This is a genomic window from Rhodococcus sp. AD45-ID (genome assembly GCF_003023755.1).
Lineage (GTDB): Bacteria > Actinomycetota > Actinomycetes > Mycobacteriales > Mycobacteriaceae > Rhodococcus_F > Rhodococcus_F globerula.
This window is the reverse complement of sequence record NZ_PYHL01000002.1, coordinates 619,753-640,134: the sequence shown is the minus strand read 5'-3', so window position 1 is coordinate 640,134 and position 20,382 is coordinate 619,753. Positions and strand designations below refer to the sequence as shown.

At 60.4% G+C, this 20,382-nt stretch carries 21 protein-coding genes; 7 read left to right on the top strand and 14 right to left on the bottom strand.

Annotated features, from left to right (window positions below):
- Positions 1-101 precede the first annotated feature (101 nt).
- A complete protein-coding gene (locus tag C7T36_RS19220; RefSeq protein ID WP_106939777.1) occupies positions 102-1,034 on the bottom strand; it encodes a tyrosine recombinase XerC in 933 nt (310 codons plus the stop codon).
- 78 nt (positions 1,035-1,112) lie between these two features.
- Between C7T36_RS19220 and C7T36_RS19215 the strand changes: the two genes are divergently transcribed.
- A complete protein-coding gene (locus tag C7T36_RS19215) occupies positions 1,113-2,285 on the top strand; it encodes a multidrug effflux MFS transporter (RefSeq protein WP_045067222.1) in 1,173 nt (390 codons plus the stop codon).
- On the opposite strand, the gene C7T36_RS19210 is transcribed toward C7T36_RS19215, so the two are convergent.
- From C7T36_RS19210 to C7T36_RS19190, 5 genes are all read right to left on the bottom strand, one after another.
- Positions 2,282-3,052 (bottom strand): siderophore-interacting protein, encoded by a 771-nt coding sequence (locus C7T36_RS19210; protein WP_033236527.1) that lies wholly within the window; start codon positions 3,050-3,052, stop codon positions 2,282-2,284. The two genes, C7T36_RS19215 and C7T36_RS19210, sit on opposite strands and share 4 nt — an antisense overlap.
- A gap of 304 nt (positions 3,053-3,356) precedes the next feature.
- The gene (locus C7T36_RS19205; protein WP_033236528.1) at positions 3,357-3,716 is read right to left on the bottom strand and encodes an Lsr2 family protein; all 360 of its coding nucleotides are present in this window, start codon (positions 3,714-3,716) and stop codon (positions 3,357-3,359) included.
- 479 nt (positions 3,717-4,195) lie between these two features.
- Positions 4,196-5,323 carry a DNA-processing protein DprA gene (dprA, locus tag C7T36_RS19200; protein WP_045067221.1) on the bottom strand — a complete coding sequence of 376 codons (1,128 nt, stop codon included), beginning with the start codon at positions 5,321-5,323 and terminating at the stop codon, positions 4,196-4,198.
- Positions 5,320-6,828 carry a YifB family Mg chelatase-like AAA ATPase gene (locus C7T36_RS19195; RefSeq protein ID WP_045067218.1) on the bottom strand — a complete coding sequence of 503 codons (1,509 nt, stop codon included), beginning with the start codon at positions 6,826-6,828 and terminating at the stop codon, positions 5,320-5,322. The genes dprA and C7T36_RS19195 overlap by 4 nt, the downstream gene beginning before the upstream one ends.
- Positions 6,828-7,184, bottom strand: a complete 357-nt coding sequence (locus C7T36_RS19190; protein WP_033236531.1) for a YraN family protein — start codon at positions 7,182-7,184, stop codon at positions 6,828-6,830. The genes C7T36_RS19195 and C7T36_RS19190 overlap by 1 nt, the downstream gene beginning before the upstream one ends.
- Before the next feature lie 717 nt (positions 7,185-7,901).
- Here C7T36_RS19190 and C7T36_RS30165 point away from each other — a divergent pair.
- The 5 genes from C7T36_RS30165 to C7T36_RS19160 all read left to right on the top strand — a co-directional run bounded on the left by C7T36_RS30165 (position 7,902) and on the right by C7T36_RS19160 (position 11,315).
- Positions 7,902-8,039, top strand: a complete 138-nt coding sequence (locus tag C7T36_RS30165; RefSeq protein WP_162487741.1) for a hypothetical protein — start codon at positions 7,902-7,904, stop codon at positions 8,037-8,039.
- A gap of 404 nt (positions 8,040-8,443) precedes the next feature.
- Entirely contained in the window at positions 8,444-9,178 is a 735-nt protein-coding gene (locus C7T36_RS19175) for a hypothetical protein (protein ID WP_045067928.1), read from the top strand.
- Positions 9,179-9,318: 140 nt separating this feature from the next.
- Positions 9,319-9,735 (top strand): hypothetical protein, encoded by a 417-nt coding sequence (locus tag C7T36_RS19170; protein WP_033236534.1) that lies wholly within the window; start codon positions 9,319-9,321, stop codon positions 9,733-9,735.
- A gap of 82 nt (positions 9,736-9,817) precedes the next feature.
- Positions 9,818-10,036, top strand: a complete 219-nt coding sequence (locus C7T36_RS19165; protein WP_033236535.1) for a hypothetical protein — start codon at positions 9,818-9,820, stop codon at positions 10,034-10,036.
- Positions 10,037-10,133: 97 nt separating this feature from the next.
- Positions 10,134-11,315, top strand: coding sequence for an RtcB family protein (locus tag C7T36_RS19160; RefSeq protein ID WP_045067212.1), 1,182 nt, complete (start codon positions 10,134-10,136; stop codon positions 11,313-11,315).
- Positions 11,316-11,393: 78 nt separating this feature from the next.
- Here the strand turns inward: C7T36_RS19160 and C7T36_RS19155 are convergent, their stop codons facing one another.
- From C7T36_RS19155 to C7T36_RS19130, 6 genes are all read right to left on the bottom strand, one after another.
- The gene (locus C7T36_RS19155; protein WP_003942715.1) at positions 11,394-11,699 is read right to left on the bottom strand and encodes a DUF2469 domain-containing protein; all 306 of its coding nucleotides are present in this window, start codon (positions 11,697-11,699) and stop codon (positions 11,394-11,396) included.
- 37 nt (positions 11,700-11,736) lie between these two features.
- Positions 11,737-12,426: a ribonuclease HII gene (locus C7T36_RS19150; RefSeq protein ID WP_084702850.1), complete on the bottom strand. Its 690-nt coding sequence runs from the start codon at positions 12,424-12,426 to the stop codon at positions 11,737-11,739.
- Between the two features lie 12 nt (positions 12,427-12,438).
- Positions 12,439-13,260: a signal peptidase I gene (gene lepB, locus C7T36_RS19145; protein ID WP_045067208.1), complete on the bottom strand. Its 822-nt coding sequence runs from the start codon at positions 13,258-13,260 to the stop codon at positions 12,439-12,441.
- Between the two features lie 54 nt (positions 13,261-13,314).
- Positions 13,315-13,656: a 50S ribosomal protein L19 gene (gene rplS, locus C7T36_RS19140; protein ID WP_033236539.1), complete on the bottom strand. Its 342-nt coding sequence runs from the start codon at positions 13,654-13,656 to the stop codon at positions 13,315-13,317.
- Between the two features lie 89 nt (positions 13,657-13,745).
- A complete protein-coding gene (locus C7T36_RS19135; protein WP_033236540.1) occupies positions 13,746-14,633 on the bottom strand; it encodes a hypothetical protein in 888 nt (295 codons plus the stop codon).
- 81 nt (positions 14,634-14,714) lie between these two features.
- A complete protein-coding gene (locus C7T36_RS19130) occupies positions 14,715-17,060 on the bottom strand; it encodes a Tex family protein (RefSeq protein ID WP_045067205.1) in 2,346 nt (781 codons plus the stop codon).
- 75 nt (positions 17,061-17,135) lie between these two features.
- Between C7T36_RS19130 and C7T36_RS19125 the strand changes: the two genes are divergently transcribed.
- Positions 17,136-18,128, top strand: a complete 993-nt coding sequence (locus tag C7T36_RS19125) for a serine hydrolase (RefSeq protein WP_045067203.1) — start codon at positions 17,136-17,138, stop codon at positions 18,126-18,128.
- A 9-nt stretch (positions 18,129-18,137) separates the two neighbouring features.
- Here the strand turns inward: C7T36_RS19125 and rffA are convergent, their stop codons facing one another.
- Positions 18,138-19,277, bottom strand: coding sequence for a dTDP-4-amino-4,6-dideoxygalactose transaminase (gene rffA / locus C7T36_RS19120; protein WP_045067201.1), 1,140 nt, complete (start codon positions 19,275-19,277; stop codon positions 18,138-18,140).
- Entirely contained in the window at positions 19,267-20,256 is a 990-nt protein-coding gene (locus C7T36_RS19115) for a glycosyltransferase (protein ID WP_033236544.1), read from the bottom strand. The genes rffA and C7T36_RS19115 overlap by 11 nt, the downstream gene beginning before the upstream one ends.
- Positions 20,257-20,382: the final 126 nt, after the last annotated feature.

Genomic DNA, 20,382 nt, shown 5'->3' with positions numbered 1-20,382 from the left:
ACGAGCGGTGCAGCGCGATTGTGCCAACCGTGCCGATGGTCCGCCCTTCCGAGTCTCGACGCTACCAAATGGCTCGGAGGAACTCTCGTTCGACGAGCTTTTCAGGCTCGCGGATGCGCCTGATCGTGGACTGCACGCAGACGCTCCACCGAGACGTGGGTGTACAACTGAGTAGTCGCCAGACTCGCGTGTCCCAGCAACTCTTGTACGACACGTAGGTCAGCTCCACCTTCCAGCAAATGTGTCGCTGCCGAATGCCGCAAACCGTGCGGCGATAGATCAGGCGCCCCCGGAACAGCTGAGACGGTTTCGTGCACCACCGACCGCGCCTGGCGTTGATCGAGCCGCCCGCCGCGCTTTCCCAGCAGCAGCGCACTACCCGATTTTTCCGATGCCAACAGTGGCCTGCCAACCCCGAGCCATTGTTCGATGGCCGATTCGGCCGGCACGCCGTAGGGCACCGAACGCTCTTTGTTTCCCTTGCCGAGCACTCGCAACAATCGACGGTTCGCATCTACCGATTCGATGTCGAGGCCGCACAGTTCTCCGACTCGAATTCCTGTGGAGTACAACAATTCCACGATGAGCCGGTCACGTAGAGCTATCGGATCATGTTGTTGCGCTCCACTTTCCGCTGCTTCCATCGCCTCGATCGCCTGATTCTGACGTAAGACGACTGGCAACGTTCGCCTAGCTGGTGGCGCAGCGAGTCGCACCCCGGGATCAACCTCGATGCGCGCGGTCCGCGCAAGCCACGCGGTGAATCCGCGCGCCGACGACGCGCGGCGTGCCACCGTTGTCCGCGCGGTCCCGGCAGCGGACTGCTGTGCCAACCAGGAACGAAGCACCCGAAGGTCCAGAGCATCCAGATCGGTTCCAGTCGACTGCGCAGCAAGGTGTTCCAACAGCGAGCGTGCATCGCCGACGTACGCACGGATGGTGTGCTCCGACCGTCCACGCCCCAGCCTCAGGTGCTCCGCATACGCGTCGAGGTGGATCGACAGCGCTCGCGGTAATTTGTCACTCATCTTCATAAGGTTGCCTGCCTCGCGTGAAACTTCAAGCACCCTCGCCGATAGGGTTGGCCGGTGAACCGAGCAATTCCCTTGAAAATGCTATGCATCCTTGCCCTGATTTCAGCAATAGCGCCACTGTCGACCGACATGTATCTGCCAGGACTACCCATCATGGCCGAGTCACTCGATACATCCGCCGCCAGTGTCCAATTGACGCTGACAACATTCATGGCCGGACTGGGAATCGGCCAGCTGATCATCGGACCGATCTCCGACGGAATAGGGCGTCGACGCCTTCTGCTCGGCGCCGCGGCGATCACCACGCTGGCAAGCGCGGCATGCGCTCTAGCACCCAACATCGAATTCCTGATCGGTGCACGTCTGATCCAGGGCCTCAGTGGCGGGGCTGCGATCGTGCTCGCACGCGCGTGCATCGCCGATCGCGCCCGTGGCAACGGAGCGGCAAAACTGTTCAGCATCATGATGATCATCGGCGGCGTCGCTCCAGTCGTTGCCCCACTGCTCGGCGGAGTACTGCTCGGTCCGGTTGGTTGGCGAGGCATCTTCTGGGTGCTGACAGCCGCAGGCGCAGTCATGGTTGCCGGCGTGCTCACACTCGTTCCGGAAACATTGCCGCCAGAGCGTCGACACGGCGGCGGTTTGAAAGCACTCGTCGCCAACCTAGGCTATGTCACCGGAAACCGTCGTTATCTCGGCTACGCGCTGGCCTTCATATTCGGGTTCGGCGCCCTGTTCTCCTACATCGCCGCTTCACCGTTTGTCGTGCAGAACGTCCTGGGATTGACCCCTTCACAGTTTTCGATGGTGTTTGCGGTCAACGCAGTGGGAATGGTTGTGGCGGCGACAATCACAGCGAGGTTGCTCGGCCGCCTGAGCGCACGCACCCTCTTGAACTTCGGAGTTTCTCTGCTGACAATCTCAGGAGCTGTATTATTTTGTACTGCAGCGCTTTTCAACTCAACCAGCCCGGCCGCGTTACTCATTCCGCTGTTCGTTTCGGTATCCAGCATCGGATTTATCATGGGCAACGCGACAGCGCTCGCACAAGGCGAGGTCACTGCTGCAGCCGGAACCGGCTCCGCATTGATGGGCGCGGGTCAGTTCGGATTGGCTGCAGCAGTGTCACCACTAGTCGGTATCGCGGGCCCGGATACCGCCGTACCGATGGCCATCGCAATACCGACATTCGGGTTACTCGCGGCCCTCTCGTTGGCGCTGTTCGCCCGCAAGGCCGATGCTGCGAACTAACGTTCAACCGCTGCGAGTTCCGACTTCCACACCCGGAATCCCTCTTCCGTGCGCCCACGCCGCCAGTAGCCCGAGATCGACGCGGAACCTGCCGGCACTCCACGTTCCTTCCGGACGTAGGCGCGCAGATTATGCATGACAGCCTGCGCTTCGCCGTGAATGAATACCTGCGGATTTCCCGGCAACCATTCGAGGTTTCTCACTGCTGTGACAATCGGCGAATTGTCGCCTGCGGATTCATCGGAAACAGCGTCCGAGGACGCACCTCGATGGACCCACTTCACAGAAACACCATTCGGTGCATTGATAGCAATCTCGTCGTCGGCACTACCAACTTCGACGACTACATACCCGATCGCGTCGCCCGAAAGTCTCTCGACGGAAGCTGATATTGCCGGAATGGCGGTTTCATCGCCTGCATAGAGGTGCCAATCGGCTGATTCTGCCGGCGCGAAGGCACCGCCGGGCCCACGGATTGTTATCTTGGCGCCCGCTTCCACTGATGCGGCCCACGGTCCAGCGATCCCGATGTCCCCGTGAACAACAAAATCAATCGCGATCTCGCGAGCACTACTGTCGTAACTTCGGATGGTATAGGTCCGAAGAGCCTGACCTTCCGGTGTCTCGAATTCGATTTTCACATACGAATCACTGAACTCACTAGGTGCGAAGTTGTCGAATCCCGGACCTCCCAGGAACACGCGGACCATGTGTGGAGTCAGTTTCTGAGTTCGCAAAACTGTCAGGGTTGTCGTCGGCTTGGCCACAGCCACATCCTTCCAAAGTTAGTGTTACCTAAGTAGAGTACAGGATGGCGAGCGTAGCGGCCGAAAGCTGATTCCAAGACAACCCACGCCAGTGAGCGTCGCTCAGCGATACATACCGATTCCGATGACCTAATTAATCGACTGAAAACCGACCAACCCGAATGAAGAATCTTTGCCAAAGAAAGGACAATTCCTCACTTCAGCGATCAACTCGCTCATTCGGAGGTACTGCCAGCAAAGAAAGAGTAAAAACAACTCTGGCACTCCACGGAATCCGTGAAGTGCCAGCGAAGGTCAATGTGCTCTAGTGAGCAGCATCGAATGCGTCGATAATCTCTGCCTTGATACGACCGCGCGGTGCGACCTCGTAACCGTTCTTCGCTGCCCAGTCACGAATAGCCTGCAGTGTCTCCTTGGAACGCCCAGAACCCGATGTAGCCTGCGTAGATGGGAGCTGCGCCTTCTTGCCGCGACGTGCAGATACCTTGGCTGCAGCATCAACGAACGGCTTGACTGCTGCGTCGAACTTCTCCGCATTGGTTGCCCGGAGGTCGATCACATAATCGGTTCCCTGGTACGAGAACTCAATTCGATCACCGAAGCCATCGTCGATCGGCTTACCATCAAGGTCGTCAATGAGTTGCCGAATCAGCTTCTCAGCCATTGCACTCCTCTTTCAATGATCGATTTGCTTTCGCTTCACAATACACAGAATTCCATAGCAATAACAAAGATGCCCACAGAACCGAAAAACAAACCGAACAGACTCGGCGGTTTGCATTAACGATAAGTTAGCGACATCGAGTTACCTCGATCCAGCGCTACAGCATTGGCGCGCAATCTATTTCGACCACCGGGCGCGACATGGAAACCCGCACCTTTCTGGACGATACCGACTAATCGGCAAATCAGCACATCAACCTGAGACATTCCTGAGACACGCGAGCGGCATTCGTAACCTACCGCACAGTCCGACCTGAACTGCCGCCCCTCTCATTCGGTGCAGCGCCCCACCGCACCGCTCTGACGTGCCGATAAACAGTCTTTCGAAGAACCAACCGACACGCTACACAACATTGTGCCAACGATCTGGCAAATGACCGATCACACCATCACGCCAAAAATAGACCCACTGCACAACGCCTATTTCGTACGAAACCACCCGCTTCCGTCAGAGTCGATAAAACCCTCCAACTCGAGCAGTGGAAGTGTTGCACGAACCTGGGAAATCAGCAGCCCAGATGCCTCGGACAACTCATTTGTGCTTCGTGAACCGCTTCCTGGTAATGCCTCGTACACGAGTCGAGAATTACCGGTCAACGAGTCGATGTCGCGAACCGCAGCAGCGTCCTGCTCTGAATTCAGAACACCGAACGGTCCGGAAACTTCTACGACGTCGACCGCGTTCGCAACAAGATATGCCTCTCCCTCACGAATCATTCTGTGACAGCCGGCAGACGACGATGATGTCACCGGTCCGGGCACTGCCATTACCGGGCGACCTAATTTCCGCGCCCAATTAGCCGTGTTCCTCGCACCACTTCGCCATCCCGCTTCAACCACGACCACCCCGTCGGACAGCGCAGCGACCAGTCGATTCCGGGCAAGGAATCTGAACTTGGCCGGAGTAGTCCCCGGCGGGTATTCGCTCACCACCGCTCCGGAACTCACGATCTGGCGCAGTAATCGAGCATGACCGGACGGGTAGGCGCGGTCCACTCCGCACGCCAACACAGCAACCGTGGTGCCACCTACTCCCATTGCTGATCGATGCGCTGCGCCGTCAATTCCAAAAGCTGCGCCCGACGTCACTGTCCATCCGTCCACTGCCAAGTCACCGGCTATCTCAGCGGTCACGTGCTCACCGTATGCCGTCGACGCCCTCGTACCGACAATCGCGACAGATCTCTCCGTCAGTTCCGTCAGATCACGAGAACCCAAGACCCACAGAACAAATGGTGGGACTTCACCTGCTGCCACGTCGAGATCGTTGAACGGGAGAAGTCGCCACGACGGCCATTCCGGGGAATCCGGAGTTACCAACCTTCCTCCCATCGCCGCCATCAGGTCCAGATCGCGTTGCGCAGTGTCGATATGCGCCCGAGCCCGGGTCTTCTCCTCCAATGACGGCGGCAGATCCCTGGATTTCACGGCCCGTGCCGTCTCCTCGACGCCGAGGTGCTCGACCAACGCGGCCAAGTGAACGCTCGGCCCCTGTGCAACCGCGGACAAGTACGCCCAGGCGAGCTGTCGCGGATCATGTGTGCTCACTGAAATCCCCTGTCTCGGAAATCGAGTGCCGTTGCAACCTGATCGGGGCCCGGCGTTGATTCACCCGCCAAGTCCGAAACTGTCCAGGCAACTCTCAAAGCCCGATCAGCACCTCGCGCAGTGATCACGCCTTTGCGGAGCGCACGCTCGACGGGCGCCAGAGCGTCGCGTGAGAGTCGGAACTTCTGTCGCAGCGCTGGGCCCGGAACTTCGGCATTGGTCCGCCAGCCGTAGTCACTCCAGCGTTCCGCTGCGGCATCACGCGCCGCGGATACTCGGGTTCGGACACTTTCGGTGCTCTCGCCTACTTCGTCGATCAACGCGCCCGTTGCGACTGCCTGCATCCGCACCCGAATATCGACTCGATCGAGTAGCGGTCCCGACAGTTTGCCCAGATACCGTCGCCTCGCCGCGGGTGCACACACGCAGTCCGCGTCACGCGGCGGCGCACACGGACACGGATTTGCAGCCAAGATCAACTGGAAACGCGCCGGGTACCGAGCGACTCCGTCACGTCGAGCTATCCGAACTTCGCCGTCTTCCAACGGTGTTCGCAAGGCTTCGAGCACTTTGACGCCGATCTCCGCGCACTCGTCGAGGAAGAGCACCCCGCGGTGCGCCCTACTCACCGCGCCTGGCCTTGCCATGCCACTACCACCACCGACCAACGCACTCACCGACGAACTGTGATGCGGCGCAATGAACGGCGGCATGTCGATCAACGGATGCTCCGCCGTCAACACGCCAGCCACCGAATGAATCGCCGTCACCTCCAGAGACTCCGACTCCGTCAGCGGCGGCAATATCCCCGGAAGCCGCGAAGCCAACATCGTCTTCCCGATTCCCGGCGGACCCGTCAACATCAAATGATGTGCACCGGCCGCAGCCACTTCGATAGCCCAGCGTGCATCCGCCTGCCCCACCACCTCACTGAGATCACGCACACCCACCTCCACCGCCCGCTCGAAAGGCTCCGGAACAGGCAGGAAAATCTCACCCCGCAACCACGAGAGCACCGAAGCCAGATCACCGGCACCGAGCACCTCGATCCCCTTGACCAACCCCGCCTCAGCCATCGCCTGACGCGGAACCACCACCGTCCCCCAACCCGCACGCTTCGCCGCCAGAACCGCAGGCAACACACCCCGCACCGACCGCAACCGGCCATCCAACGCCAACTCACCCAAAAAGATCGTCTCGCGTAACTCCTTGCGCGGCAATTTTTTTGCCGCATCCAACACCGCCAAGGAAAGAGCAAGATCGTACACACTTCCCACCTTTGGCAACGTCGCAGGAGACAACGCCAAAATTACTTTGCTGTCCGGCCACTCCTCCCCCGAATTCGTCACCGCCGCCCGAATCCGATCCCGCGACTCGTGCAACGCCGTATCCGGCAACCCCACCAACTGCACACCAGGCAAACCACGCCCGATATCCGCCTCGATCTCCACGATCTGACCGTCGACGCCACTGACCGCCACCGAATGCGCCCGCCCCAACGCCATCAGAACGCATCCACAAAATGCTCGACCACCGGATCTTGATCGCGGCGAATCAACACCGCCACCACATCAAAACGCACCTTCGACCACGACCGACCCGAATCACCGAGCCACTGCAACGCCAACACCCGAATCCGGCGGCGCTTCGCAAACGTCACAGCCTCCGCCGGCGACCCGTACCCCACCCCACTACGCGTCTTCACCTCGACAAAAACAATCCGATCATCAACCGTCGCAATAACATCCAACTCGCCGTACCGACACCGCCAATTCCGTTCGACAATCTCCAAACCCGCACCGACCAGGAACTCCGCAGCCACATCCTCGCCGCGCGCCCCCAACGCCATATTCCCCGCCATCACAGCCCCCACCGTTCTGGTCCCGCGCGCCCGCCCATGCAAAACGCGTCCCACCCGTCACAGTGCCCCACTAACCGCGCACCCCAACAAAAGAAAACCAGCCTGTTGATAACTCGAGGCCTGTGGAATTCGGCAGAACAACGGGACCCGAGTAGTCAGAGAGCCTCAGGGACGGCGTTTGTAGAGAATCGTGGCCTGAGCTACCGCATCGACGTCGTCTGGCAGGTGCAGTGTGACAAAGCAGAACCGACCCTCACACTGAACCGTCAATTCGTCCCGTGATCTCAACAAGGAACTTATAACCAAACTCTGGATGCCACCATCGATGTCGAGCATAAATGAGCTACCGTCCAGGATCGGATCTGCGATGATTCGCCGACAATCGGCAACTGTGATTCCAAGGTTGGATACAAAGGTGGCCACGGGTCGAACTATAGCTTCCGAAATTGGAAAGTCCGTCTCGATCGAGGCTGATGCTTGTTCGACATTTGACAGCGCTGACGATCGTCGAATGGCAATCGGTGGCCAGCTGATCTGGCACAGGTCGCCCCTCACTGCACTAGTTTGATCCCCATGGTTCGTTACCTACTCATTCTCGCGATTGAGGACAAGCCCTATCGGATGCCGTCACCAGAGATCACGAGCCTCATGCTATCGACTGACCACGGCGAACTGAGTGTCAAAATGCAGGCGTGCGAGCTCAATTGGGGACCGAACATGATCCGTGTCGAGGGACTTGTCGACTACGACAACGAAGTCTGTCGAATCGTTGCGGCCTACCAAGTTGACATCGACCCCGCGCACGAAGCAGTTGGAACAGCGCAGCTTTACACCAGCGAAGAAGTCCCAGACTGATTCACGACTCTCAGCTTCACGACTCTCAGCGCGACCAGAAACGCCAAATCGACGAGAACTGCTGCATGGAATCACGCTAACTCCGCCTACTCCCGGAGTTCGAAACCGCGAACAATTCATTCGCTCGGACAACAGTGCCTCATGTGCTAGTCACTCGGACAGCAGACTCCAGAGGATGAGCGACTGTATCGACACCGCCACTTCCCCGAGTAGCGATTCCCGACGATTGCGAATCTTCTGAGGGCCCGGCACTACCCATTTGTAGGTGGGCGATTAGCGACAAGTCCGGTTGCATACCGGCAATATTCCGATTCCCACCAAAACTGGACGTCGGTCCAGTAGAACTGGTTATAGTTTTTGCTCGAACCTACAAGACCGCTGCATATCGCTGAATGGAGTTCTACATGTCACGCCGCTCACTACGCCACGCAGTAGCGACCACTGCCTCCCTCGTCCTCCTCGCCACTGGAGTCACCGTCGGACTCGGAGCATCGGTGGCACAAGCCGCACCCGCATGCGCGCTCAGCCAGTCGGTCACCGACAACTGGCCCGGCTCCTTCTGGACGGACTACACCGTCAGCAAGGAGGTTGTCGGCGACGGCACCGTCGCACCGGGTCAGACAGTCACCTACATCACCAAGGTGTCCGGCTCGGGAGCACTCGTCAACGAGATCCGCGATTTCCACCCGGCAGGATTTCAGTTGGTCAAGGCTCGCCTTAACGTCAAATGGCTTATCGGAAACCAACAGTGGGAAGATGTCACAGGCACAGCCGTCGTCAACGGTACTTCCGTAGTTGCCAAGGGCGGCGGGTGGACGACGGCCGGCGGCGGCGTCATCGCTCTGGAAACCACCTACAAGGTTCCCGATAATGCCACGGTCGGCAGTAAGCTCGACAGCGGCGCAGGCACCAACATCGTGCTCGCGGCCGGCGACTGGAACATCAACCCGATGGGCGTGTGCGTCACAATCCGGCAGCCGAATCCTGTCGAGGCCGGCGCCGGCAGCCTCGAAGACATGGGCTTCGGTTCAGTGAACACCGGATCGGGCCAGGTATTCGGCTCCCTCACCGATCCGCAGGGGTCGATGACCAACGTCATCGGCGGAGTCCTGGGCAATGTGATCGGCAATTTGAGCTAACTCAGTTCGGGGAAGGAAATGGGCAGAGCCGTCAGCGCACGCTGGTAGCTCTGCCCATTTCTACGTTGATGCCCATTTCGACATTGAACTGTGGCCTGGATTCGCCCGGTCATGTGCGGCGTCGCCCCTATTCTCGACAGATGACAAAACCGCGAATGCGCCATTTCGCCCAAGCTGCCGTCGTCGCAGCTTCAGTTGCAGCAGTTACCCTCGGCAGCACGGCGATCGCGCAGGCCCAGGACGAGTGGCCGCCGATTCCTCCGTACCCGAGCCCATCGGTACCGTTCGACAACTCGAATTTCCTCACTCCAGAGAATCCGAATTACTGGAATCCATTTGTTAATCAAGACCGGCTCACGTCACCGTTCGGCACCAGCACACGCATTGTGTGCACGGCATTTCACGGAGTTCTGACCGGATGCTGGCAGGCCGATCAGTACGGTAATCCGCACAAATTGATTCGCCTCCAAGCCAATGTGCCCAACGTGTCCGGATCCGGTCTCCCCGGCGGTGGACCGGGCCACTTCGTATACCCGGGCTTCATCCCCGGCAGCTGACGACAAAACTCACCTTCGAATATCTGTTCGAAGAGTGCTAGCCTGGGACCAGGACGTATCGACGAGCACATCGAGGACCGCCATGGACGAAACAACGGACGCAACCTGCGAGTTGGCGCGGCTGGTCGAGGAGCTGGCGGTGCTCGATCAGCGCCGCGTCGACATCGGCGAAAGCTTGGTCCATCTCGAGTACGTCTACACGCACGCGGGGGCAGAACATCAAGCTGCAGCGGCCCGAAAAGCCTTCCAGGAGAAGTACGTCGGCCGCATCTACGAGCTTGCCGACGGCCTTCGGACCTGAAAATCGGTTGCACACACCACCTCTCGACGCGCATGGTTGATCCCGCACACCACAAGGACCAGCAGGTCCTCGACGTGCACTATGTGGGAGAAAACTGATGGAGAAGATCACCGAAAGGCTGTGGAACTGGGCATCGATACTCGACGAGAAAACTCGCGAGCAAGCGTTGCGCACGTCCCAGATGCCTTTTGTCCGTCCACATCTGGCATTGATGCCTGATGCGCACCTCGGTGCGGGTGCGACGGTGGGTTCGGTCATCCCGACCGAAGGCGCGATCATGCCTGCCGCCGTCGGCGTGGATATCGGCTGCGGAATGATCGCAGTCAAAACCCACTACAACGCTCAGGATCTGACCGGTCGCGATCTGAGCGCGCTTCGCCACAGTATCGAACGCTCGGTCCCCCTGTCTGCCGGTGTCTACAACAAAACACTGACCGCAACGGCGCAAACCCGTATCGCAGAGCTCGAATCGATGGCCGGTGATCGACTGCCCTTCTACGACAAGTTCAAGAACAACTGGCGTTTCCAGTTGGGAACGCTGGGGTCGGGCAATCACTTCATCGAGGTCACCCTCGACGAGAATGACGGCGTGTGGCTGTTCCTGCATTCGGGTAGCCGCGGTGTCGGCAACAAGATCGCACAGCACCACATCAAGGTCGCGCAGAATCTGTGCGCCCGTTGGCACATCGACCTCCCTGACCGGGATCTCGCCTACCTGGTCGAGAAGACACCCGAATTCGACTGTTACATCACCGATCTGAACTGGGCGCAGCATTTTGCTCTGTTGAACCGTGAGGAAATGATGGATCGGGTGGTGAAGGACTTCGCGTACTTCATGGGCGACGGCGGGCCGGCTGTCGTCGAGGAACTCGAGAGGATCAACTGCCACCACAACTTCACCCAGAAGGAATTCCACATGGGTCGCGGTGTGTGGTTGAGCAGGAAGGGGGCGATCAAGGCCGACGTTGGCGTGCCAGGACTCATCCCAGGGTCCATGGGAACGGCCAGCTACGTCGTGGTCGGCAAGGGCAACGTGCCGTCGTTCAAGTCCAGCCCGCACGGCGCCGGTCGCGTCTACGCCAGGAACAAGGCAAGGCGGACGTTCACGATCGACGACCTCGACAAGGCCATGGTCGGCATCGAGTACAAGCGTTCGAAGGCGTTTCTCGACGAAATTCCGGGAGCGTACAAGGACATCGACGTCGTGATGGACGATGCCAAGGACTTGGTGGAAATCCGTCATACGCTGCGTCAGATCGTCAATGTGAAGGGCAATTGACCCGAACAAAGAACAATGACGGCCCCGCCGAAAATCGGCGAGGCCGTCACTGTGCGCAAAAGTCCATGTGAGCCAAGCTCAGTCCGGCAGGCGCAGATCCGGCTTGTCCAGCTCTTCGATGTTGACGTCCTTGAACGTCACGACGCGCACGTATTTCACGAATCGCGCGGGGCGGTACATGTCCCACACCCACGCGTCGGACATCCGCAGTTCGAAGTAGATCTCGCCATCCGAATTATGGGGCAGCAACTCGACCGTGTTGGCGAGATAGAAACGTCGTTCGGTCTCCACGACGTAGGAGAACTGTCCGACGATGTCCCGGTATTCGCGGTAGAGCGACAGCTCCATCTCGGTTTCGTACTTCTCGAGATCCTCGGCACTCATCGGTTTAGCCAGTCCTCCCAGTTCGTCTGAACCTTCATCATCCCGTATGCCCCGCGCGCTGCTCCACCCGGAGTCCCGCAGCAACGACATTGGCGTACGTCATCCGGTGCTCCGGGCACGGGCCCAGCTCGTCGAGCGCGTCCATGTGCACGGGTGTGCTGTATCCCTTGTGGATCGCAAAGCCGTATCCGGGATGGGTGCCGTCCATCTCTTCCATGACGTGATCGCGCGTCACTTTGGCGAGCACGCTGGCGGCGGCAATGCACGCGGCTGCGGCATCACCACCGATAACGGGCAGCGACGGCGCGGGCAGGCCGGGAACTCGAAACCCGTCGGTGAGCACATATCCGGGTGGAGTCTCGAGGCCGGCGACAGCGCGTCGCATTCCTTCTATGTTGGCGACGTGGATGCCGATTCGATCGATTTCCTCGGCTTCGACAGAAATGACACTCCAGGACAATGCCAGCCGTTTGATCTTCGGAAAGAGTTCTTCGCGGGCGCGTTCGGTGAGCTTCTTCGAATCGTCGAGACGAGCAAGGGCCACATGCGGTTTCGGCGCCAGAACACACGCCGCGATGACCAGTGGGCCGGCGCACGCACCGCGTCCGGCTTCGTCGACACCGGCAACCGGACCCATCCCCGTTCGATACAGCGCAGACTCCATCGTTCGCAAACCTGTTGATCTGCGAATGACTACCCGGGGTGGCCAACCACTCGAACTACTCACGGTCTTCTGCACTCAATTGCTTTGGGGATCAGGTGAACTGATGCTACCCATCCGTGAGGGCGGGAGAACGATGAAGCGTGCCTGACCGATGATGTTGTCGAGCGGGATCGTCCCCTGGAGCTCGTCCTGCACATGGGCGCGCGAATCGGCGGAATTGCTCCGGTTGTCGCCCATCACCCACACGTGTCCCTCGGGCACGGTGACGGGAGCAAAGCATCTGCCGGATTGAACAGCGGTTTGGCAATCCTGGACGCCGGGAGTGAACGGGTAGTCCATCTTGACGTAGGGCTCGTCGAGCGGTCTGCCGTCCACGAGGACTCGGCCCTGTTCGTCACAGCACTCGACGGTTTGTCCGCCGGTGGCGATGACGCGCTTGACCAAGTCGTTCTCGTCGGGCGGGACCAGGCCGACCCACGACCCGACCTCCTGGATTCCGCGCATCACGACGTTGTCCGACCGCGTGGAGGTGTAGTGGGTGTTCCATGAATCGGGGCCCTTGAAGACGACTACGTCGCCGGGCTGCGGATCGCCGAAGCGGTATCCGATCTTTTCCACCACGATGCGGTCACCGGTACATCCTGCACAGCCGTGCAGGGTCGGCTCCATCGACTCGGACGGAATGAGGAAAACGCGAAAGACGAATGCTTGTAAAACGATGCTGAGAACCAGCGCCACCCCGATCAGTATCGGGAGTTCCCGGAAGAACGATCGTTGTTTCTTGGGTGAGCGGTGAGATGTCTGTGGTCGAGGAGTGTTCTGTTCCTCGGGATTACCTGTTCCATCCTGATTCTCGGGTCCGGACGACAATGCCTGCTCCTTCGAAGAATCTGCCACAGAAACAGATTAGCCCGACACCGCGCGTACGCGGTGCCGGGCCAATAAGAAAGATCAGCGCTTTTCCTTGATCTTTGCCTTCTTGCCGCGCAGCTCGCGCAGGTAGTACAGCTTCGCGCGACGAACGTCACCGCGGGTCAGAACCTCGATGGAGGCCAGCGTGGGGCTGTGAACCGGGAACGTACGCTCGACACCGACGCCGAAGGAAACCTTGCGGACGGTGAAGGTTTCGCGAACGCCGCCACCCTGACGCCGAATAACGACGCCCTTGAAGACCTGCACGCGCTCCTTCGAGCCTTCGATAACCTTGACGTTCACGTTGAGCGTGTCGCCGGGGCGGAAGTCAGGAATGTCGTCGCGCAGCGACTTCTTATCCAGGAAGTCCAAAGTGTTCATGTGTCATCCTTGCATTTCGCAGGAGCAGAGGAACCGAGCGGCGACGCTTCGGTAAGCCCGATACGACGCTCGACTGGTTCGTGCCCAGATCAAGTACTGCTGCCTGGTCCAGGCAACCCGTCCATTGTGCCAGACGCGGACAGTAAGGGCGAAACCGGAGGTGGCGGAGCCGGTTGAATCGTGTGGTCGAGTTCCTCCTCCGCCGCAGCCATCGCATGTTCGACGCTCGGCGACCCGGCGATCAGATCCTGGACGTAGATCTTGGCCCGGATAACGGGGCGTCGCCATTTTCGTTCACGTTCGAGCGCCCGTTTCATTCTTTTCGGTTTGCGGGTGTACCGCCACCGCGCCCACGGCGCACCAGGCCTACTGAGTCTGATCGCTCCGATGATCAGCAGTGGGAGGACAAACAATCCGACGAGACCCGTCCAGATCTTGCCTTTGAGAATCACGATCGCGGCCAGGCCGAAGTTGATCAGAGCGACAAACACGAAGGCCAATCTGATCCAGGGGTTTCTTTCCTCGCGGAAGCCGGCCAAGTCCAGCAGCTCTAGCGGACGGAAGCCGAGCAGAACGAGGCCTGTCACCGCGATGGCGACAAAAACCGCGTCGACCGACGTCCTGCCCTGCTCCGACCAGTAGACGTCCTTCAAATAGAAGATGAGCGCAAACTCGTCGAGCACCAACGCGGCGCCCATCCCGAAGATCGCGGCGAGGACGGCGCCAGTGGTTTGGGAGCCGTCCACGTAGACCGCGATCAGTGCGCCACCCGAGGCGATCATCGCAACAACGCCGAAGACCACGTGGTGAACGTGCTGACCACCTGGAGTGATGTTGCCCGGCCACCACTTCACCTGCGCGCGGATCATTCGCACGCTGAGCCGAATGAACAGGAACGCAGCGAGAAACCCGAGAAGAAAGAACAACAGCGGCAGTCGGCCGTGGGCGACGATCTCGCGGTCGAGCCACTCGCCCATTACTGCCCTCACTCCACGAAGTCCCCCGACCCGGTCTGCTCAATTGTGACAAACCAGGCGGGGTGGATCATTCGAACCCTCTTATTTGCCGAATCCCGCATTGCGCAAGGCATCGGCCATCGACCCGGACGCCGGCGCCCGGTTGTCCGGGCGCTTGTCCCGACCGCCCTGCTGCTGGCCACCGCCGCGGCGCTGCTGCTGCCCGCCCTGACCCTGACCCTGCCCCTGACCTTGACGCGGGTTCTGCCCACCGCGAGGACCATCGGACTTTCGCGGCGGCGCACCGACCTCGTCGTCGAGTCTCAGTGTCAGCGCGATGCGCTGGCGAGCCTCGTCGACTTCGAGCACCTTGACCTTGACGACGTCACCCGACTTGACCACTTCTCGCGGGTCCTTGACAAAGCTGTGCGACATCGCGGAGACATGGACCAGACCGTCCTGGTGTACTCCCACATCGACGAAGGCACCGAAGGCGGCGACGTTGGTGACTACGCCTTCGAGCACCATTCCGGGCTTGAGGTGTGCGACCTTCTCGATGCCGGCGGCAAAGGTGGCCGTCTTGAACTCCGGACGCGGATCACGGCCCGGCTTCTCGAGTTCGGCGATGATGTCCGTGACAGTGGGAAGGCCGAAGCGGTCGTCGACAAAATCTGCGGCGCGCACCGAGCGCAACGCCGTCGCATTGCCGATGACACTACTGACGTCACCACCTGCGCTCGCTACGATCTTGCGGACGACGGGATACGCCTCGGGGTGCACACTCGACGCATCGAGCGGGTCGTCACCGTCGGCGATGCGGAGGAAGCCCGCGCACTGCTCGAACGCCTTGGGTCCCAACCGCGAGACGTCCTTGAGTGCCTTGCGCGTTCGGAACGGACCATTCTGATCTCGATGCGACACAATGCTTTCCGCCAGCGAACCGGCAATACCCGAGACACGAGCCAGCAGCGGGACCGACGCCGTGTTCACGTCGACGCCCACCGAGTTCACAGCATCCTCGACCACGGCGTTGAGTGAACGCGAGAGGAGCGATTCGGTGATGTCGTGCTGGTACTGGCCGACGCCGATGGACTTCGGGTCGATCTTCACCAGTTCGGCGAGGGGGTCCTGGAGGCGACGCGCGATGGAGACGGCTCCGCGGATGGACACGTCGAGGTCCGGCAGTTCCGCAGATGCGTAGGCCGACGCCGAGTACACGGACGCACCGGCTTCGGAGACAACGATCTTGGTGAGGTTGGTGGCGCCGGACTTGGTGATCAGGTCGCCGGCCAGCGTATCGGTCTCACGTGACGCGGTGCCGTTGCCGATGGCGATCAATTCGACGCCGTGCTTGGCTACCAAGCTCGCCAGTGTGGCCAGAGCAGCGTCTCGCTTGTTGTGGGGCTGATGCGGGTAGATGGTCTCGTACGCAACCACCTTGCCCGTTCCGTCGACGACGGCAACCTTTGTGCCCGTTCGGAATCCGGGGTCGAGACCCATGGTCGGACGAGCGCCGGCCGGCGCTGCCAGCAGAAGGTCCTTGAGGTTGGTCGCGAACACGTCGACGGCGTCCTTCTCCGCGGACTGACGCAGCCGCATCCGGACGTCGACGCCGAGGGTGACTGCAAACTTGGTCCGCCACGCCCATCGAACGGTGTCGAGGAGCCAGCCGTCGGCTGCGCGTCCACGATCCGCAATGTCGAACCGGGTTGCGATGCGGCCTTCGTATACCGTCCGCTCCCCCGGTGCGAGTTCCGCGGTATCGGGTGCCATCGTCACCGACAGCACTTCTTCCTTCTCTCCGCGCAGTACCGCGAGGATTCGGTGGGAGGGAAGTTTTGCGAAGGGTTCGGAGAACTCGAAGTAGTCAGCAAACTTCGAGCCATCGGTTTCCTTGCCCTTACGAACCGCGGAGACAACCTGTCCGCGAGTCCACATCAACTCGCGCAATTCACCGACGAGATCGGCATCTTCGGCAAAGCGCTCGACCAGGATCGATCGCGCACCGTCGAGTTGTTCCTCCGAATACTGCGCAGGATCGGTGGTGGGATCCCCGATGAGCGCATCCGCCACGGGCTCGTGGCCGGCCTCGCGAGCGATCTGCGCCTTGGTGCGGCGCTTCTTCTTGAACGGCAGGTAAATGTCTTCTAGCCGCGCTTTTGTGTCGGCAAGCATGATCTGACCACGCAAGGCGTCGTCGAGTTTTCCTTGGGATTCGATCTCGACGAGAACCGCGTCGCGCCGCTCGTCGAGTTCGCGGAGGTAGCGCAGCCGCTCCTCGAGAAGTCTCAATTGAGCGTCGTCGAGAGTGCCGGTGACTTCTTTTCGATACCGGGCGATAAAGGGCACGGTGGCCCCGCCGTCCAACAGGTCTACGGCCGCAGCCACCTGCCCTTCGCGGACGTCGAGTTCCTCGGCAATGCGCTGGTTCACGGTCTTGAGAATCACGAGAACCGAGCCTACCGCTATCCTGGAACAAGAAGACCGGCAGACAGCGCCGTGTCCGGAGTCCGGGGGAAATTGATGACTGCGCGGTTCGTCCGGGTTATCGCAATGATTGCCGCAGTTACTTGTGCGGCATCATGCAGCGCGGCCGCAAACCAGGCAGCATCCACCGAGACCTCCCCCTTCCCTGATACAAACGTGCCGCTCGCGCAGGCCCTTGACGTGCGACTCGAACAGGCCCGTACTGCCGCACTTGATCGCGGCGCAGAGGCGTCGATTGCCGTCTTCGACCGCACCACGAACAACTATCTCGAGGTGGGCGGCGATCAGCAGATCGAAACAGCCTCGGTAGCAAAGCTTTTCATCGCCGAGGATCTGCTCTATCAAGATTCGCGTGACGAACGCCCACTCGGCGACGACGACCGCGCCCTCATGGTTGCCATGCTCGAATCTTCCGATGACACTGCCGCCAATCTCCTGTGGGACGCTGCCGGCGGCTCCGACCTCGTGAACCGCGTCGCGCAACGCTACTCGTTGACCTCCACCACCGCGCCATACGACGGTTTGTGGTGGAACACCGAAACTACGGCGCGCGATCTGATCACGTTCTACGACGGAGTCCTCGACGACACCGCAGGGCTGGGGGAGGACCGGATCAATCTGATCGTCGACCACCTCCGCGAATCCACGGCGACTGCCGCCGACGGCTACGACCAACGCTTCGGCCTCCCGGACGCTCTCTTCAACGAACCGGTGCTTGCCGTCAAACAGGGATGGATGTGTTGTGTCAGCGACCAGTGGGTCCATCTGACCACCGGCATCGTCGGCGAGGACAACCGATTCATCGTGACTGTCACCACGCGCGAGGATATTCAGTATCAGGACGACGACAACTACGGACTCATCCCGGATACCTCGATGACAGACGCCACCAACGACGAGAGTGCGCTCCACGCCCGCGACACCATCACGGGTGTAGCGCAGATCATTTTCCCCGACGGCACGGTGGACGAATGGTCGCCCTCCACACCCACAACCGAAAAGCCCGTTCAGGAAGCGTCCGGGCCCTAGAAGTCTTAACTACACGCGATACGACGCCGCAGCATCTACGACGCGGCCCTGCTGGTCGGCTGTGAGCATCGGCCACAGCGGAAGTCGCAGAATCGTGGTCGAGAACTGCAGACTACGAACGCACGGCACAGGTGTGCGGCCGTAGCGCAGTCCGGCCGCACTCGTGTCCAGGGGCACGTAATGAAACGGTGCCACGACGCCGAGCTCGGCCATGTGCCGGATCATGGCGTCGCGGCTGCGCTCGTTCGGCAGCCGGACATAGAACAGGTGCGCGGGGTGCTCACGATCGTCCGGAACAGTCATCAGTTGAACGTCGTGATTCTTCGCCCAATCGGACAGGTTCTCGCTGTAGTCGTCCCAGACGCGATGACGGTCCGCATGAATCGCGTCGAATTCGGCTAGTTGAGCGTCGAGCACTGCCGCGTTGAGTTCACTGGGCAGATAGCTGGAGCCGATGTCCTGCCACGAGTATTTATCCACCTGACCACGCAGGAAACGAGCACGGTTCGTGCCCTTCTCGCGGATGATCTCGGCGCGCTCCATCAGTGCATCGTCGGAGAGCAGCAGCGCGCCACCCTCGCCGCAATGAATGTTCTTGGTGTCGTGGAAACTTTGAGTGCCGACGGTGCCGATGGTGCCGAGTGTTCGGCCCCGCCACGTGCCGCCCAGTCCGTGCGCGTTGTCCTCGATCAACGCAAAGCCGTGTTCCTTCGCGAGTGCCAGCAGCGGTTCCATCTCGGCTGCCACACCGCCGTAGTGCATGACCAGCACGGCTTTGGTGCGCGGTGTGATCGCGTCGGCGACGGCTACCGGATCGATGTTGCCGGTTTCCAGATCGATGTCGACGAACACGACGGTTGCTCCGCGCAGCGCGACAGCAGTCGCTGCGGAGCTGAAGGCAAAACTTGGAACGATGACTTCGTCGCCCGGCCCGATCTCCAACAGAAGTGCACCAAGTTCGAGCGCGTGTGTGCACGAGGTTGTCAGCAGGGCGTGCTTGGCGCCGGTGATCGCCTTGATCTTTGCGGTGGACGAGGCGGTGAACGTGCCGTCGCCGTGAATGTGATCCGATTCCAGAACCGTTGCCAGATTGGTCAATTCATTCGCGGCACGGTAGGGCCGACTGAAGATGATGCGGTCAGCGTTCACGTGTGACACCGTCCATTTCAGTTACACCCGGACGTGGTGCATCGACCTTGAGATACAGGGGTTTGCCCACCAGAATATGCAGGGCAACCCCGAGATATTCGGCAATGAGACCAAGCGAGAACAGAATTGCCCCCGAGCAGAGCAGCATCGCCACGATCATCGACGCCCAGCCTTCAGGGTCGTTGTTGTCGCCGGTCACCGCCTGGACGAAGATCACCGCAGCGACGACCACTCCGGCGAGCGCAAGAGTCACGCCGAGCAGGCTGACCAATCGGAGACCCCGGGTTCCGCTGCACAACACCATCTTCCAGAACAGAGAGAACAACCGGCGGTAGTTGTAGCCGGATTCCTCTCGCCCCTCCGCACGTAAGCTAACCGGAACGGTGGCGGTGTTACCCACCACCCAGGTCAGAGCGACGTCGAGGTACGCACCGTTTGCGGCTACCTCCGCCAGTTGTCTCGCGATGTCGCCGCGAACAAGTCTGAAGCTCTCGAATTGCGCCGATGCCGGGAACGCGAACACCGTAGCCAGAACCATCTTTGCGCCCCGCGACGTCACGTTCCGCAAGAATCCGTGGGGGCGGGTATTGACCGGCTTCGAATAGACAAGATCGGCACGTTCTCGCAGTGCGGTGTCGAGAAACGCGCTGATCGACGCCGGGTCATGCTGCCCGTCCTCGTCCATCGTGACAATCCAGTCGCCGCGGGCAGCAGCCATACCGGCAATCGTTGCTGCGTCCTGGCCGTAGTTGCGGCTCAGCCAAATCACCCGTACGTGGTCGAAACGGCGTTCCAACTCGAGAAGGACGACGTCGGAGCGATCTGGCCCGTTGTCATGGACAAGGACGATCTCGTCGACCGAGAATTCGGCACCACCTGCAGTGACACAGGTACCGGTGAGAGTGTTCAGCTCGTCGACCAGCGCGGAAATCGTGCGTTCGCCCTGGTACACAGGCACCACGACGGAGATCGAGTGCACTCGCTTACTGCTCCCTTCGGGAACTCGACGAAGGGTCGAGTGATCAGTGCGACCGGACTCACACCGCCGCGAACTTTAACACGCGCGCGTGTACGACTCTTGTACTTTGCCAACGGTTTACCTGCA

Bases quoted from the DNA above. Each gene is read 5' to 3' on its own strand.
- rplS (WP_033236539.1), bottom strand. From the start codon at position 13,656: ATGAACACTTTGGACTTCCTGGATAAGAAGTCGCTGCGCGACGACATT.
- C7T36_RS19155 (WP_003942715.1), bottom strand. From the start codon at position 11,699: ATGAGTGCCGAGGATCTCGAGAAGTACGAAACCGAGATGGAGCTGTCG.
- C7T36_RS19220 (WP_106939777.1), bottom strand. From the start codon at position 1,034: ATGAAGATGAGTGACAAATTACCGCGAGCGCTGTCGATCCACCTCGAC.
- C7T36_RS19215 (WP_045067222.1), top strand. From the start codon at position 1,113: ATGCTATGCATCCTTGCCCTGATTTCAGCAATAGCGCCACTGTCGACC.
- C7T36_RS30165 (WP_162487741.1), top strand. From the start codon at position 7,902: ATGATCCGTGTCGAGGGACTTGTCGACTACGACAACGAAGTCTGTCGA.
- C7T36_RS19125 (WP_045067203.1), top strand. From the start codon at position 17,136: ATGACTGCGCGGTTCGTCCGGGTTATCGCAATGATTGCCGCAGTTACT.
- C7T36_RS19160 (WP_045067212.1), top strand. From the start codon at position 10,134: ATGGAGAAGATCACCGAAAGGCTGTGGAACTGGGCATCGATACTCGAC.
- C7T36_RS19165 (WP_033236535.1), top strand. From the start codon at position 9,818: ATGGACGAAACAACGGACGCAACCTGCGAGTTGGCGCGGCTGGTCGAG.
- C7T36_RS19195 (WP_045067218.1), bottom strand. From the start codon at position 6,828: ATGGCGTTGGGGCGGGCGCATTCGGTGGCGGTCAGTGGCGTCGACGGT.
- C7T36_RS19135 (WP_033236540.1), bottom strand. From the start codon at position 14,633: ATGGGCGAGTGGCTCGACCGCGAGATCGTCGCCCACGGCCGACTGCCG.
- C7T36_RS19205 (WP_033236528.1), bottom strand. From the start codon at position 3,716: ATGGCTGAGAAGCTGATTCGGCAACTCATTGACGACCTTGATGGTAAG.
- C7T36_RS19175 (WP_045067928.1), top strand. From the start codon at position 8,444: ATGTCACGCCGCTCACTACGCCACGCAGTAGCGACCACTGCCTCCCTC.
- C7T36_RS19170 (WP_033236534.1), top strand. From the start codon at position 9,319: ATGACAAAACCGCGAATGCGCCATTTCGCCCAAGCTGCCGTCGTCGCA.
- C7T36_RS19190 (WP_033236531.1), bottom strand. From the start codon at position 7,184: ATGGCGGGGAATATGGCGTTGGGGGCGCGCGGCGAGGATGTGGCTGCG.